Source organism: Streptomyces hirsutus (assembly GCF_001418415.1).
Taxonomy (GTDB): domain Bacteria; phylum Actinomycetota; class Actinomycetes; order Streptomycetales; family Streptomycetaceae; genus Streptomyces; species Streptomyces hirsutus.
This window is the reverse complement of sequence record NZ_LIQT01000443.1, coordinates 1-14,276: the sequence shown is the minus strand read 5'-3', so window position 1 is coordinate 14,276 and position 14,276 is coordinate 1. Positions and strand designations below refer to the sequence as shown.

Here is a 14,276-nt window from a genome sequence, read left to right as displayed (position 1 = left end):
GCATGCGGTGACGTGACCGGGCATGCGTGTACAGGAGGAATCCGGAGGCCGCCCCGGGGACGGGAGAGGCGCCCGGACCCGCCCTCGACCGGCCCGTCCGGTGCGTTTGTTTCTCGTACCGGACGACGAAGCGGAGCCGGGCACCACCTGTTCGGCTTGGCACCGACCTGCCGCCTTCCCCGCCGGTGTGCGGCAGGGAAGGCTCTTGACGGCTCCCTGCCGGTTCGGTCCCAGCGGCTGATCGAAAGTGTCGGGGTGGCCCTGATCGCAGGGCCACCCCGACGCTTCACTTCCGACGGCTCATCACTGCTGCGCGGCCCAGTCGGCGAAGCGGGTCTTTGCGAGGTGCGCGTCGGCACCGGGCAGGAGCGTGGTCTCCTGCAACTCGGCACCGAAGTACGGGGCATGCGGGTCCGCCACGACCGTACGGGGATCGTCCTCGTCGGCGAGCGCCTTGCGGATGAGCTCGTCGAGCCGGAACGTGTCGGGGCCGGCGACCTCCACCACGCCGTTCACGGGCGTACCCACCGCGGTGCGGCCGACGGCGGCGGCCACGTCGCCGGAGTGGATGGGCGTTCCTCCTGGCTCCGAGGCCGCCGTGCTACAAGCCGCGGTCGCGACCTGCCCTTGGGGCCGTATACCGCGGCCGCAGCCCATTCCCCACCCTGTGAACAGAGAGCGTCAGCCGTTGTTCGGTGAAGACCCGGCCCGGACGATGTGCCGCCGACACCTCCTGGTCCTCCACGGCCGGCAGCTTGCGGCACCGCCATGACCGAACACCGATGAGTTCTCGGCTCGGGACCGGTCCACACCGTCATGAGCGCACATGCACAGACCCTCAGGACTTCCGAAGCCGACCTCGTCCACGACGTCCTCGGCCCGTTGCCGACCGCCGACGGACGCCCGCCGCTGTTCATGATCGGCCAGCCCATGGACGCCGCGGGCTTCCGTGCACTGGCGTCGTACTTCCCCGAGCGCACCGTGGTCACCTACGATCCGCGCGGTATCGGCCGCAGCGTCCGAAGGGACGGCCGGGTCGACCACAGCCCCGCCCTCCAGGCCGCCGACGTACACGCTGTCATCGAGGCACTCGGCGCGGGCCCGGTCGAGATGTTCGCGAGCAGCGGGGGAGCGGTGACCGCGCTCGCCCTGGTGGAAAAGTATCCCGGCGCCGTGACCACCCTGGTGGCCCACGAGCCTCCGCTCATCACCCTGCTCCCCGACGCCCGGGCTGCCGTACGCGCCCGCGCGGCCGTGCGGGATGCCTACGAGGAGAAGGGCTGGGGCGCCGGCATGGCCGCGTTCGTCATGATGGCGTCCTGGCAGGGCGAGTTCACCGAGGACTACTTCGCCCGGCCCGCGCCGGACCCCGCCGCCCTGGGGATGCCGGCCGACGACGACGGTTCCCGTGACGATCCGCTGCTCTCCGACCGCTCATGGGCGGTCAGCAGCCACCGCCTCGACACGGACGCGCTGACCGGCGCCCCGACGCGGATCGAGATCGCCGTGGGCGAGGAGTCCCTGGACACCCTCACCGGACGCACCGCGGTGGCGACGGCCGAGCTGCTCGGCCGCCGGCCCACCGTGTTCCCGAGCCACCACGGCGGCTTCCTCGACGGCGAGTTCGGCCATGCCGGGCAGCCCGAGGCGTTCGCGCGCAAGCTGCGCGAGGTCCTCGACCACGCCGGCTGACGGTCCGCCGGCCCGACTCAGGGGGCGCCCAGGTACGTAGTGGCCTCGACCTCGTCGAGGTGGACGAGGATGTCGTGCGCCTCGCCGAGGGCGATCCTGTACTCCGTGGGGTCGGGCCATCCGGCGCCGATGTTGTAGGTGACGCGCGGCTGATCCAGCCAGTCGCGCACGGAGCGGGGCGCGGTGCGCATGTCGAGGATGTAGTCGCGTTGGCGGGCCTGGTCCAGGGTGTGTTCGTTGGATCCCGGCCGCGCGGCACCGACACGGTAGGTGCGCATCACGTTGTCGTCGGTACCGAACGCCTTGAAGGCACCCTGGTAGAAACTGAAGCCGATGCTGACGTAGTCCTTGCCGAACGTGTCGCGGAGGAACGCCCCTTGCGTCTTGGGGTACCGCACGTCGAAGGAGTCGTACGACACGTGCGTGTTGTGCGCCGACACCAGGGTCCGGTCGCCTGCGTGCCGGTGCCACCAGGCCACGTTCTCGGCCATCACACCGTCACGGAATTTCATCATCTCCGCGATCTGGGCCTCGTCGGTGATGTCGAAGGCATAGCCCTCGGCCATCTGATGGATGGCCCTGGCGTGCTGCACGGCCCACAGGTGGTCCTGCTTGTCGGCACCGCGCCCCGGAGGCTGCTTCCGCAGCAGTTCGAGCACCTTCCCGGTCCGCTCCGCCCGCTCCTTGCGCTCGGCCAGCGGCAGCTCGAGGTACTCCTGGCTGTAGGTGCCGGCGTCGGTGGTCGGCGGCAGCCCGCGGTAGAACCCGGCGACGCGTTCCCGCAGCCGCGGGTGACGGCGGGCCACATGGTCGGTCACCCGCTCGTACAGCTCCGGCCCGGCATAGCCCATGTCGTTGCCAGTGAAATGCACGGGGTCGTGCGGGTGCCGGCGGTTGTAGTCGCGCATCCACTCGATGAGATCGAGGTAGTCCTGGTTGTGCCAGGCGCGATACGACCCCTGGAACTCCTCACGCGCGATGTCCTCCAGGCTGCCCTCGCCGTTCACCACGTAGTCGTTGATCCGTAGACCACTGCTCCAGGGAAGCTCGAGGGAGATGGCCCGGAAGCCCTTCTCCTCGACCAGGTAACGGAAGAGCCGGTGTTTCATGCGGAAGAAGTCCCGCGACCCATGGGTGGCCTCACCCAGCCCCACCACGTCGGTCCCTTCGACCATGCGGCCCAGCGCGTCAAGGTCCCGCAGGCTGCCTTCGGGCTCAACGCTGCGGAGCGTGTGCGCACTGCGCTCGATGGCATGGACCACCGTCTCTCCGTGCTGCCCGGACCCGGTGGCCTGCGGCGCCGAAACCGAAGCCGGTGTCCTTGCCCCCTCGTCCCCGACGGCCGGGGTGGTCAGGGCGACGGCACCGAGGGAGAGAAGGACCGAGGGAATGATTACCGTGCGGCGTCGTGTCATACCCCCTAGATTTCCGTGCGCGTACTGGCCTCACCAGCCCACACGCTGCCCACCTCGAGGTATCGCAGGCACTACCACCGGGCGCCCCGGCACCGTCACGTACACAGGAGCTGTGCCGTCCCGGTCCGGGCGGGGCCGACGATCAACGGACCGGGTCCGCCGGCAGGACACCCGCGGCGACCGGAGAATCACGGGCCTGCCGGCCCGGACGGTCGCCGAACCCGTCGCCGAGTCCGCCCCGTGGGACACGAGCGGCGTCGGACCGGGCTCATGTCATGCCTCGGCTGCGGGCTGCGGGCTGCGGGCTGCGGGCTGCGGACGCCGGTGCGAAGCACCGGCCGGCTCCCGGCCACGCTCGTGCACCTGCGCCGCGGGGACGTGCCCGGTCCCACCGCCACCGCCACCGACGTCAGCGATGGAAGGCCGAGCCGAGGCGGGCGCCGGCCATGGGCGCGGCGAGCGTGCCCGGCCCGAAGCTCACCGATCCGGTGGCAGTGATCCCCGCCGTGGTACCGGTGAAGGCCCACACGGCACCGGACCTGTTGTTCTCACCCGGCGCCGAGACGACGACGTGCCCCCCGACGACGGCGGTGCCTGCGCCGAAGCGGTCGCCGTCCTCGGCCGATCCGGGCACGCCGGCCGTGTTCTGGCTGAAGGCCTGCACCGAACCGCCGGTGACACCGGTGGGGCTCCCTCGCAGAACGACGAACCTGCCGGCATCCTTCCGCCCGGCCAGGTCCTCGCCGGGGACCCCGGCGACGACATCGGCGTAGCCGTCTCCGGTGACGTCACCGACCGCCACGTCGGTGCCGAAACGGTCACCGCTCTCGTCCGTACCCGGGACACCGGGGGAGTCCTGGCCGACGAGCGTGGCCCTCGCCTCGAGACCGTCCGCCGTGCCCCGCACCACACCCAGCAGGCCGCCGCCCGCCGTGCTGCGTCCGAAGACCACGTCCTGCCGACCGTCACCGTCGACGTCGCCCAGCGCGATGCTGTCCGCGGACACGGTGTCCGCGGGGGCGATCGACGGTCCTGCCACCAGACCCCTCTCCGTGCCCCTGAGCAGCCGCAGACGCTGCAGCGGGACCGTCAGGCCGTCCCGGGCCGGCGAGCCACTGCTGACGACCAGGTCGGTCATGCCGTCGCCGTCCACATCGCCCGCTTCCATCGCATCCACGCGGATGCCGGGGACGACGAGCGGGCCGGTGCGGGCGGCTCCACCCGTACGGCTGAAGGGCCCGTAGCGGACGTGATGGGCCGTGGCCAGGTCGGGGTGCCCGTCTCCGTCGAAGTCGCCCGCGCGGGTCGGCGACGTCCCCCGGCCGAGGGCGGTGGCGGTGGCGAGCCCGCCCACGCTTCCCCACAGCACGGTGTGCCGCCCGACGTCACGCGCGCCGTCGACGTCCTCGCCGGGGGCTCCGACCACCAGGTCGGTGAAACCGTCGCCGTCCAGGTCGGCTGCCGTGAGATGGCTGCCGAAGCGGTCGCCCGTCTCCGCCGTGCCCGGTATGCCATAGCGGTTCTGGCTGATCAGCTGATGCTTGACACCGTTCGGCCCTTCGGCCATTCCGTAGACCACGGCGATGTACCCGGCCTCCGCCCTGCCGTTGATGGTGCCTCCCGGAGCGGCGACGGCCACGTCGGGGTAACCGTCGGCGTCGAAGTCGGCACGGGACACCGCCGTGGCACCGGAGGCGAGGGAACCGGACGAGGGAGAGGCGGCATGGGACACCGCGGGTGCCGCCCCCGTGACGGTGACGACGGCCGCGACCGCCGTAACGGCGGACAGGTGGAATGCACGGGAGGGCAAGGCGAACCCCTGACTGTGGGCGGGTAGGTGGCCGCGCTCCCGAAGGATCTCGGCAACGACAGGACTCGCACCGCGGGCCAATGGTTGTAGCCCGCCGGAGCACGGGGCGGCGCACGAGCACACTCCGCCCTGCGCCGTGCGTCGAGCGCCGTCCACCGGATCGACCGGCCCCGACATCGGCCGGTCCGACGGCGGGCAGCATCGCTGTATGTCTGCTGACGCGACTCCCGCTCCAGGGGTACAGGTGTGCTCCCTCAAGACCGACACGCACCAGCTGATCCAACCCGGCAGCACGTACCGAATAATGAGGTTTCCGTTCGGTGCGGCGGAGCCGACCGACCGGTTTGCCATGCACCAGGCCGTTCAGCCCGACGGGTACGTGGTGAGCAACTGGGCGACGGACGACCGCAGCGGGCTGATCTGGCCGTCCAAGGCCGGCTGGGGCCATCTGTACGCCATGATCCAGTGGGAGGCGGCCGGTTCCTCCGGTGGCTACACCGAGCTGCGCGACCAGTTCGTGCGGGACCCGCTCGGCCTGACCACGAACCCCAACGACACCACGGCGACCGAACACCGCACCCCGACGCCGGGCGGCCAGTACTACGTCAAGAACCACGGCATCTTCGTCGAGCCCGGCACACCCCTGGCGTTGCGTGTCACGCACAACGACGCCGCCCCCCGGCTGGTGACACTCGCCGAGTTCAAACTGGTGATTCACGACGCGGCCCCGTGACCGGGCGTGCGCGGGCGTGCGCGGGCGTGTGCCCCAAGCGTCCCGTCCGCGGCAGCCACCGACGGAGACACGCGTCTCCACCCGCGACGCGCGTCCGTTTCCCGCCCCACGAGCGCTCCGGCACAGGGTCGAAGTCCGCCCTCCACCCAGCGCGGTCCGCCCGCACCGCCCCGTCGACCGGGCCCCACCTCCCTCGCACCGGTGCCCCTACGGGATCGACGACTGCTCGCCCACGAAACCCGCCTGCGGAGCGGCTGTCACCGCACACCGGGAGGAGAGCGGTGTGCGTGCGGAAGACGGGAGGGTGGGTCACGATGTTCTCGGATGCGTGACATCGGCACCGCGACCAGCGTGCGAAGAGAGGTGGAACACGGTGGCCCGGGACGACGGCCGGCGAAGCCCGGAGTCTCCGCGCCTCGACGAGGAGAAGCACCTGGACCGCGTCACCGAGCAGAGGGATCACCTGGCCAGGGCGCAGCAGCGCATGCGGGGCCTGCTGAGCGCGGTCCTCTCCATCAGCCGGGAACTCGATCTGCCCGTGGTACTGCGGCGGATCGTGAGTACCGCGATGGAACTCGTCGACGCCCGCTACGGGGCTCTCGGCGTGCTGAACGACGACGGCACGGGCCTGGAGGAGTTCATCCCTCTCGGCCTGAGCACCGAGGAGTACGAGGACCTGGCCGGATCCGAATTCCCTCACGGCCGGGGCCTGCTGGGGCGTCTGATCCACCACCCCGAGCCGCTGCGCGTGAAGGACCTGCCGCGCCACCCGGACTCCGTCGGCTTTCCCTCGGGGCACCCACCGATGCGTACCCTGCTCGGGGTGGCGATCAGCGTGCGCGGCCGGATCTACGGCAACCTCTACCTGTGCGACCGGCGTGACGGCAGGCCGTTCGACGACCAGGACGAGGACGTGGTGACGGCGTTGGCCGGTGCGGCAGGCATCGCCATCGAGAACGCCCGTCTCTTCGATCAGACCCGCGCTTCCGCGGAGCACTTCCAACGGATGCTGCTGCCGACGCTGCCCGACCTCGAGCCCTTCGCCGCGGCCGCCGTCTACCGGCCCGCCACCGCCCCCGGCCACCACCTGGGAGGCGACTGGTACGACGCGCTGCAGCTCCCGGACGGCAGCTGCGCGGCCATCATCGGCGACGTGCTCGGCCACGACCTGGCCGCCGCCGCGGCCATGGCACAGATCCGCAACATGCTGCGCGCTCTGCTCTACGACCGCCGCACCCCGCCCAGTCTGGTCCTGGACCGCCTCGACCACACCCTGCACGCCATCACCGAAGCCCCGGTCACCACCGCCTGCCTCGCCCGCATCGAAGCCGAGGGGAACGGCTGGCGCCTGCACTGGTCGACCGCCGGCCACCTCCCACCCCTGGTCGTCACTGCCGAGGGGCGCACCCGCTACCTGGATGCCGAACCGGGTCTGCCCCTCGGTGTGGACGATGCGCTGCCGCGCCCCGACCACATCCATCGGCTGCTGGCCGGTGACACGGTCCTGATGTTCACCGATGGCCTGGTCGAACACCCTCAGCGGTCCCTGGACGAAGGCCTGGGCGAGCTCGCCGTCATCGCCTCGGCCCACAGCGGGCTGCCGCTCGACGCGCTCTGCCGGGTCCTGGCCGACCGGCACCCGAGCGACGGGCACGACGACCTCGCTGTCCTCGCCCTGCGCCCGCCGCCCACGCGTTGACACCGCTGGAGCGGCGTGCGACGGCCGGGCAGGCAGGCGGCTACGGGCACGCACGGCCCGGGGGGCCCGGACGGCCCGGACCAAGGCCGACGGATCGCGGTCACAGGGTCCAGGCCGGCTGATGAGCTGCCATACGCAAGGGGAACACCCGCTTGGGTCAGTAGTGATGGCGGCGAGAACAAGGCCTGGTGAGGGTGGAGGAGTGCTCGATGTTCCTGTCGGCTCACCGCCTTTCGAAGGAGCGCTCTCGTGTCCGAACGCAACACTTGGATCCGCAGCCTGCACGATCTGGGCCTTTCAGCCTGGTTCGGCGGCTCACTCATGGGCGCGGTCGGTCTGAACGGCGCGGCCAAGGAGGAAGGCGCAACGGACCAGGCCAAGGCACGGATCGCTTCAGCAGGCTGGGCGAAGTGGGCGCCGGTCAACGCCGCCGCCATCGGCGCGCACCTGTTCGGTGGCGGTGGGCTGCTCGCGGTGAACACCCACCGGGTCGCCATGCAGAAGGGCGTGGCCTCCTCCACTGCGGCCAAGACCGTCGTCACCGCCGGGGCCCTGGCCGCCACCGCTTACGCCCGCATCCTGGGCAAGAAGGTCGAGTTGGCCTCCTCATCGGATCCGCAGGACATCGAGAAGGCGGAGCAGCATCCCATCGACGTCGACAAGGCCCGGCGGCAGCTGGCCTACGCGCAGTGGGTCGTGCCGGCCCTGACCGGATGCCTGGTGATCCTCAACGCCCTGCACGGTGAGCAGCAGCGTCCCGAGGAACAGCTGCCCGGCATGTGGGAGCGGGCTCGCTCCGCCACCTCTTTCCTCCTGTGAAGACCGTGAAACGCCGGTAGGCCGTCTCCCTCGGGTGAGGCAGCCGCACCTGCGGACTCGGTGAAGGGTGCCTTGCCCAGTCGGCGTCGGTGGTGATCTCCGTGCCGCCAGGGCCCGGCCGCCCGGGTGAGTGCGTGGGTATCGGTCCTGGTGTGCGCTCCGGCGGGCCTGCGCTCAAATCTGATCTTGAAGACGCGGGCCGTTTCGATGATGCCATTGCCGGTGTGTCTGTCGTCCAGGGAAAGACGTCCCGCTTCTTGCGGGGAGATACAGGTGCAAGGCCCGCGCGTCGACTGGTGGGTGGAGTTCTCCGGCTTCGTCTCCAGGGTCCGGGCGAACGGATCGGTGACCTGCCCGTCCCGGGACGCGTCAGGGAACAATCCCACGGACATTCAAAACCCAGGACGCCAGTACTTCAACGGTCAACGGTGTTGCCGTGGCGGCTGGGCAGGCTGGCCCTCTGCGCGGTGAGGTCGGTCGGATCCCGCGACCCTTGCGGCGCATACGTCCTCGACCTTCGGCGAGCGCACGCGGGAGCCGTTGACGGGGCAGCGGTTCTTCATGCGGTGATGCAGTCGACACAGCGGCACGGGCCTCGTCGACGGTGGGGAAGCACGGCGGCACGGGTGATCGCACCGGCTCGGTAGAACCTCCCGTACCTGGGCAGATGCTTCTTGATCTTCGTTGACGTCCTCGGAGGGAAGCATCACCATGGCTGTACCCGCACATGTTTCGCGTACCGGGCGCCGCTCCCGTCGGTTCGAACTCCGGTCGACGGCCCTGTACTTCGTCCTTCTCGCCGTCATCCTGATACTGGTGGGCACGGCCCTCCGTACCGCGACGGCCGTCGCCGAACGCCATCCTGCCTGGGCCGTCGCACTCGTCCTCGTGGGCGCCGGCGGTGTCGTGGCCGGCTGCCGCAGAGGGCGCCGGATATCGGCGGCGAGGCTCGCGCGCCACGCCGCGGAAGCCCTGGACGAGGCTACGGAGACGGCGGTCGAAGCCCTCGACACCGCTCCACCGACTCCTGCCGCCAGCCCCGTAGCAGCACGGACCGATCCCTGGGGCGGTCGCCTCGACGTGGAACGGACCGTCCCCCTCCGTGAGCCCGTGAACGAGGTGCCCGCGGACACCGGAGAGATCGGCTACGAGGCGCTGGACCCCGCCGAGTTCGAGCAGGCGATAGCCGAGCTGTGCCGACGCGACGGCTGCCTCGACGTGGAGGTCGTGGGCGGGGCCGGCGACCTGGGCGCCGATGTCGTGGCGAGGACGCCGGACGGACGCCTGGTCGTCATCCAGTGCAAGCGGTACTGCGACGCCAACCGAGTTGGTTCCCAGGACATGCAGCGGTTCGGCGGCACGTGTTTCACCGTTCACGAGGCCGATGTCGCCGTCGTGGTCACCAGCAGCGACTTCACCGCTCCCGCGATCGAGTACGCCGAGCAGTGCGGCATCGTGTGCATGGATGGTCAAGAACTCCTGCGCTGGGAGCACGGTGTGGGGCCGCGACCGTGGGAGCCGGAGTTCGTGGCCGACTGAGGCAGGTGAAGGCGGCGGCAGTCCGGCAACCACTGCGCACCCGAGCGGCACCGGCCCGCTCCGGCCCGCTCACCGTGCGTCGACATGCTGCCTCCCCCGTATCCCCTGACCCCCGACCGCCGACCTTCGACGCACTGCCGCCCGGTCGCCCGCGGACGCCACCCGACGGACCTGGGACCCTCCCCGCACCGACCTGGCTCACCGCCCTGACCAGGGAAGGCGGGCGCATCGGGTGATGTTGCGGAAACTTGGGGAAAAAGTTGTGGCAGTCGATGGGAGGTTGCCGTGGAGGGTGGAGATCTGGAACTGGGCGAGTTGCTGGCCGCCGCGGAGGCGGCGCCGCCCGGTGAGTCCGTGGAGGTGGTGGCACACGACCTGCAAAAGCGATTCGGTGCGGAACATGTGTCCTTTCTGTTCGTCGACCTCATCGGTCAGCGGCTGGTACGGCTCCCCGCGGTCAGCGGTGATGCCGCGGGCCATGCTGAGCCGATCGACCTGCAGGGCAGCGTCTACGACAGCGTTCTGCAGAGCCAGCGCCAGTATGTGGAACCGGACGGCCAGGGCGGACGACGCGTCATCACGCCGGTCACCAACCGCGGCGACTGCATCGGCGTCCTGGAGGTGACCCTGCAGTCCGCCGACGACATCGTGCTCCGACAAGTGCGCGAGGCGGCCCACGCGCTGGCCTACATCATCGTCACGGACCGCCGCTTCACCGATCTGTACCACCTGGGCCGGCGTACCACCGAGACCAGCCTGGCCGCGGAGATCCAGCACCAACTGCTTCCCTCGGCCCCCTGCTGCGAGGCGGCCCAGTTCACCCTCGCCGCCGGGCTGATCCCTGCCGACGACATCGGTGGCGACACCTACGACTACACGCTCGACAGCGACACCCTGCACCTGTCCATCACCGATGCCATGGGCCATGACACGAACTCCGCCCTGCTGGCCACCCTGCTGGTCGGCGCACTGCGGCGGGCACGCCGCAACGGCTGTGACGCCCTTGAGTAGGCCCACCACGCCCACCAGGCCCTGCTGGGCCACAACCGCGGCCTGGCCACCGGACAACTGCTGTGCGTCGACCTCGAAACAGGCCTCTGCGAACTGGTCAACGCCGGCCATCCCTGGCCACTGCGGCTGCGCGACGGCACCGTCGAGGAGGTCAGACTCGCCGTCAATCTGCCATTCGGTGTGGCGGCACCCACCTCCTACCGCCTACAGGAACTGCACCTGCGGCCCGGAGACCGCCTGATCCTGCTCACCGACGGAATGCAGGAGCGCGGTGCCGCAGCCGTCGACCTGGCCTCGGTCGTTCACGCCACCCGCGCGCTGCACCCAAGAGAAGCCGTCCGGAGCCTGACCGCCGCGGTGCTCGATGCCTGCCATGGCAGCCTCAAGGACGACGCCACGGTCCTGATACTGGACTGGCACGGCAAACGTCGCCGACCGGACGGCACCGGACCGGGCCCGCAGCGATGAGCCGCAGCGGCCCGCCGTACGACACCGCTTCGCCCACCACACCCTTGACAGCGCCATCGCCCGGGCCGCCAAACGAGACTTGCTCGTCCGGCTCGGACCGCTGCTGCGCCGCTGTGGCCAGGCCGCGCGTGCGCCACCCCTGACCTCGACGTTCGCAGGCGGCACCAGCCGGGAGAGGACCGGCCGCCTTGCCGAGCGCTCCGCGCATGACGACGACCTGCGCACCTCCGCCTACCAGCCGATGGACGCCGCCGGTCTCCGACGTGCCCGCTTGACAGGGATCGTCCTGAGAACCGAGGCATCCCCTGGGGTGCCGGGCCGCTCGGCAAGCGTGGTTCCTCCTTCGTTCGTGCGAGTGCAGGCATGGACGCAGGACGAAGGGGTATTCGCGTGGCGGCGTCGGCTGCATCCGGCTGGCAGCGCGGTTGGCTTCGATGGTGGGAGGGATATGTCATGGCGCTCACGAATGTGACGGCAACGGACACGCAGGCGCACGAGTTGCCGGAGGTCGCAGATCCCTCTCAGGTGGCGCCGAAGGATGCCCGCGAGCTGTCCAAACTGTTCTTCGACCAGCTGGCGGTACTTGAGGAGGGCACGCCGGGGTACAGCTACACGCGGAACACGCTGATCGAGATGAACATGTCCTTGGTCCGCTTCGCGGCCGGCCGCTTCCGCAGCCGCGGGCCGGAGGAGATGGAGGACATCGTCCAGGTCGGCATGATCGGCCTGATCAAGGCGATCGACCGGTTCGACCTCTCCCGGGAGACGGAGTTCACCTCCTTCGCCATCCCTTACATTGTCGGCGAGATCAAGCGGTTCTTCCGCGACACCACCTGGGCCGTCCATGTTCCGCGCCGACTCCAGGAAGCCCGCGTCCAGCTCGCGCGCGCCACCGAGGAACTCCGCAGCCGCCTGGGCCGCACCCCGACGGTGAAGGAACTGTCGGAGCTGATGAGCCTGCCCGAGGAAGAGGTACGGGAGGCCCGCCTCGCCGCGAACGGCTACAACTCCTCCTCCCTGGACGCCACCATCAGCGGTAGCGAGGACGGCGAAGCCGCGCTGCAGGACTTCATCGGCGCCCAGGACCAGGCGCTGGAGCTGGTGGAGGACTTCCACGCCCTGGCCCCACTGATCGCGGAACTCGAGGAGAGGGACCGGCAGATCATCCACATGCGGTTCGTGGAAGAACTCACTCAGGCCCAGATCGGCGAACGCCTGGGCGTCTCCCAGATGCACGTCTCCCGGCTGCTGTCGCGCACTCTCGCCCGGCTGCGGGAAGGCATGCTCACCGGTCGCTGAGAGGGTGCCCGAGCGTGGCGGGCGCACCGCTGCCCGCCGGTGGGCCGGCGGCTTCCCGGGTCTTCGGGCCCGCGCTGCCGCCGCGGACGCGGACTACTCAGCGGGCTTGCGCAGGTGGAAGTGAGCGACGACCTGTTTGCCGGTTTCCCGGGCGATGGTGTGCAACTGGTCGCACAGCTGGGTGACCAGGCGCAGGCCGTGTCCGCCGACGCGGTGGGCGTCGTGTGCTCGCAGTTCGGGCGGGCGAGGGGAGCTGTCACTCACGGTGACGCGCAGCAGGGCGGCGTCGGGCGCCACTTCAAGCGCCAGGCCGCCCGGACCGGGCGCGTGACGCAGCGCATTGGTGACCAGCTCACTGACGATGATTTGGGCGTCCTGGCTCGGCCGGTGGCCGGGGTCGTGGCCGGCCTGGGCCAGCAGTGTGCGTACGGCCGCTCGGACTTCGGCGATCGATGCACCTGCCGTGTTCCAGGCGGCGCTGTATCGCAGGGGCACTGCGGGTTCCCGTTCCTCCGATGCCCGATTTTCAAGCGGGGTGACCATAATTCTTCCCGTGAGTCGTTCCTTATCGTTTCATCACAAGTTTTTGTATCGCGTAATTTCACTTACCCGCTGCTGTCTTGTTCATGAGGTGCCCACCGGTCCTGCTGTTCAGTGCGGGGCCGGTGCCGGCAATCGTGAACTGTTCGAGCATGCCCCCGACAGCCGACAGCCGACAGCCGACAGCCGACAGCCGAACTCCGTGAGCCGCTCACCACGCTCACCCTCCAGCCGGGCCAGCGCCTCGTCCTGGACCTGGCCACCATGGAATTCTGCGACTCCAGCGGACTCACCGCCCTGATCGCAGCCCGCAACCACGCCCACGCCGCCCAGGCGGACATCGCGCTCGCAGCCGTCCCTCCCCGCACACTGCGCGTGCTGCGCGTCGTCGGCCTCGACCAGATCTTTCCTCTCCACCCCGACAGCCACTCCGCCACTCGGTCCTGACTCCAGCGGCGTTCCGGACCTACGCAGCCAGCCGGGGGCAGGGGAGAGGGACGGCGGGGACAGACCATGCAAGGACCGCACGCAGCGTGCAGCGGTCACCTCCGTACGCCAGGGAAGCCGGCCCCGCGGGAGCGGGGTCACCGTGCCGCCGAGACGAATGATCACAGCTCGTCGGCCTCCCATACGTCCGGGACGGTGACTGTCGACGACAAACGCCCGGAGCGCGATGGGCGAATGGTACTTGCCGCAGCAAATCGAGGGCCTTCCCGAATCCTTTTCGGGAAGACCCTCGACCAATGCAACGCGTCAGTGCTTGAAGGCGTCCTTGGCCTTTTCCTTGGCCTCACGGGCGTCGCCCTTGCTCTTCTGTGCCTGCCCCTCGGCGGCCATGCGGTCGTTACCGAGGGCGTTTCCCAGGGCCTCCTTGGTCTTTCCCTCGGCCTGCTCGGTCTTCGCCTTGGCCTTCTCGCCGGCAGTCATGGAATACGCCTCCTCATATCTTTTGGTGCCGCTGTCGCGGTAAGGCGCATGTGCCCCGGCTGTTCCATCGCAAACAAGACGTCGTCCGGGAATGAAGAGGCATTGACAGGGCAGACGGAGCCGCAGGAGGTCGATAACTATGGTTCCCCTGCTTCTTGTTCTGCTTCTAGCGGTGATCCTTTTCGGTGCGGGTTTCGCCGTCAAGATTCTGTGGTGGGTGGCCCTCGCCGTGCTGGTGCTGTGGCTGCTGGGCTTCGTGATGCGCTCCACCCCCACCGGTGGTGGCCGCGGCCGCTGGTATCGATGGTGACTTGACCCGCACCG

The 14,276-nt window shown here is 69.9% G+C and carries 11 protein-coding genes and 3 pseudogenes; 9 read left to right on the top strand and 5 right to left on the bottom strand.

The window, feature by feature from the left end:
• Positions 1 to 303 precede the first annotated feature (303 nt).
• A pseudogene (locus tag AOK11_RS29840) lies at positions 304 to 573 on the bottom strand (NmrA family transcriptional regulator); the annotation flags it as partial.
• Between the two features lie 243 nt (positions 574 to 816).
• Here AOK11_RS29840 and AOK11_RS29835 point away from each other — a divergent pair.
• Entirely contained in the window at positions 817 to 1,692 is an 876-nt protein-coding gene (locus AOK11_RS29835; protein WP_055596823.1) for an alpha/beta fold hydrolase, read from the top strand.
• Positions 1,693 to 1,709: 17 nt separating this feature from the next.
• Here the strand turns inward: AOK11_RS29835 and AOK11_RS29830 are convergent, their stop codons facing one another.
• Positions 1,710 to 3,107, bottom strand: coding sequence for an erythromycin esterase family protein (locus AOK11_RS29830; RefSeq protein WP_055596822.1), 1,398 nt, complete (start codon positions 3,105 to 3,107; stop codon positions 1,710 to 1,712).
• A gap of 409 nt (positions 3,108 to 3,516) precedes the next feature.
• Positions 3,517 to 4,917 carry an FG-GAP-like repeat-containing protein gene (locus AOK11_RS29825; RefSeq protein WP_055596821.1) on the bottom strand — a complete coding sequence of 467 codons (1,401 nt, stop codon included), beginning with the start codon at positions 4,915 to 4,917 and terminating at the stop codon, positions 3,517 to 3,519.
• 208 nt (positions 4,918 to 5,125) lie between these two features.
• Between AOK11_RS29825 and AOK11_RS29820 the strand changes: the two genes are divergently transcribed.
• The 6 genes and pseudogenes from AOK11_RS29820 (at position 5,126) to AOK11_RS29795 (ending at position 12,485) form a co-directional block, all read left to right on the top strand.
• Positions 5,126 to 5,650 carry a hypothetical protein gene (locus tag AOK11_RS29820; protein ID WP_055596820.1) on the top strand — a complete coding sequence of 175 codons (525 nt, stop codon included), beginning with the start codon at positions 5,126 to 5,128 and terminating at the stop codon, positions 5,648 to 5,650.
• A 484-nt stretch (positions 5,651 to 6,134) separates the two neighbouring features.
• Complete coding sequence (locus tag AOK11_RS29815; RefSeq protein WP_055596831.1) at positions 6,135 to 7,349, top strand: PP2C family protein-serine/threonine phosphatase; 1,215 nt, start codon at positions 6,135 to 6,137, stop codon at positions 7,347 to 7,349.
• Positions 7,350 to 7,598: 249 nt separating this feature from the next.
• Complete coding sequence (locus AOK11_RS29810) at positions 7,599 to 8,168, top strand: hypothetical protein (RefSeq protein WP_055596819.1); 570 nt, start codon at positions 7,599 to 7,601, stop codon at positions 8,166 to 8,168.
• A gap of 711 nt (positions 8,169 to 8,879) precedes the next feature.
• Positions 8,880 to 9,707 (top strand): restriction endonuclease, encoded by an 828-nt coding sequence (locus tag AOK11_RS29805; RefSeq protein ID WP_055596818.1) that lies wholly within the window; start codon positions 8,880 to 8,882, stop codon positions 9,705 to 9,707.
• A gap of 285 nt (positions 9,708 to 9,992) precedes the next feature.
• Positions 9,993 to 11,186, top strand: a pseudogene (locus AOK11_RS29800) (PP2C family protein-serine/threonine phosphatase).
• Positions 11,187 to 11,639: 453 nt separating this feature from the next.
• Entirely contained in the window at positions 11,640 to 12,485 is an 846-nt protein-coding gene (locus AOK11_RS29795; protein ID WP_055596817.1) for an RNA polymerase sigma factor SigF, read from the top strand.
• Positions 12,486 to 12,578: 93 nt separating this feature from the next.
• Here the strand turns inward: AOK11_RS29795 and AOK11_RS29790 are convergent, their stop codons facing one another.
• Positions 12,579 to 12,980, bottom strand: a complete 402-nt coding sequence (locus AOK11_RS29790) for an ATP-binding protein (protein WP_240497540.1) — start codon at positions 12,978 to 12,980, stop codon at positions 12,579 to 12,581.
• Positions 12,981 to 13,220: 240 nt separating this feature from the next.
• On the opposite strand from AOK11_RS29790, the pseudogene AOK11_RS29785 reads away from it, so the two are divergent.
• Positions 13,221 to 13,472, top strand: a pseudogene (locus AOK11_RS29785) (STAS domain-containing protein); the annotation flags it as partial.
• Between the two features lie 306 nt (positions 13,473 to 13,778).
• Here AOK11_RS29785 and AOK11_RS40800 read toward each other — a convergent pair.
• On the bottom strand, positions 13,779 to 13,952 hold the full coding sequence (locus AOK11_RS40800; RefSeq protein ID WP_079035169.1) for a CsbD family protein: 174 nt from the start codon (positions 13,950 to 13,952) through the stop codon (positions 13,779 to 13,781).
• Between the two features lie 139 nt (positions 13,953 to 14,091).
• On the opposite strand from AOK11_RS40800, the gene AOK11_RS29780 reads away from it, so the two are divergent.
• Entirely contained in the window at positions 14,092 to 14,262 is a 171-nt protein-coding gene (locus AOK11_RS29780; RefSeq protein WP_055596815.1) for a hypothetical protein, read from the top strand.
• The last annotated feature ends 14 nt before the right edge of the window (positions 14,263 to 14,276 follow it).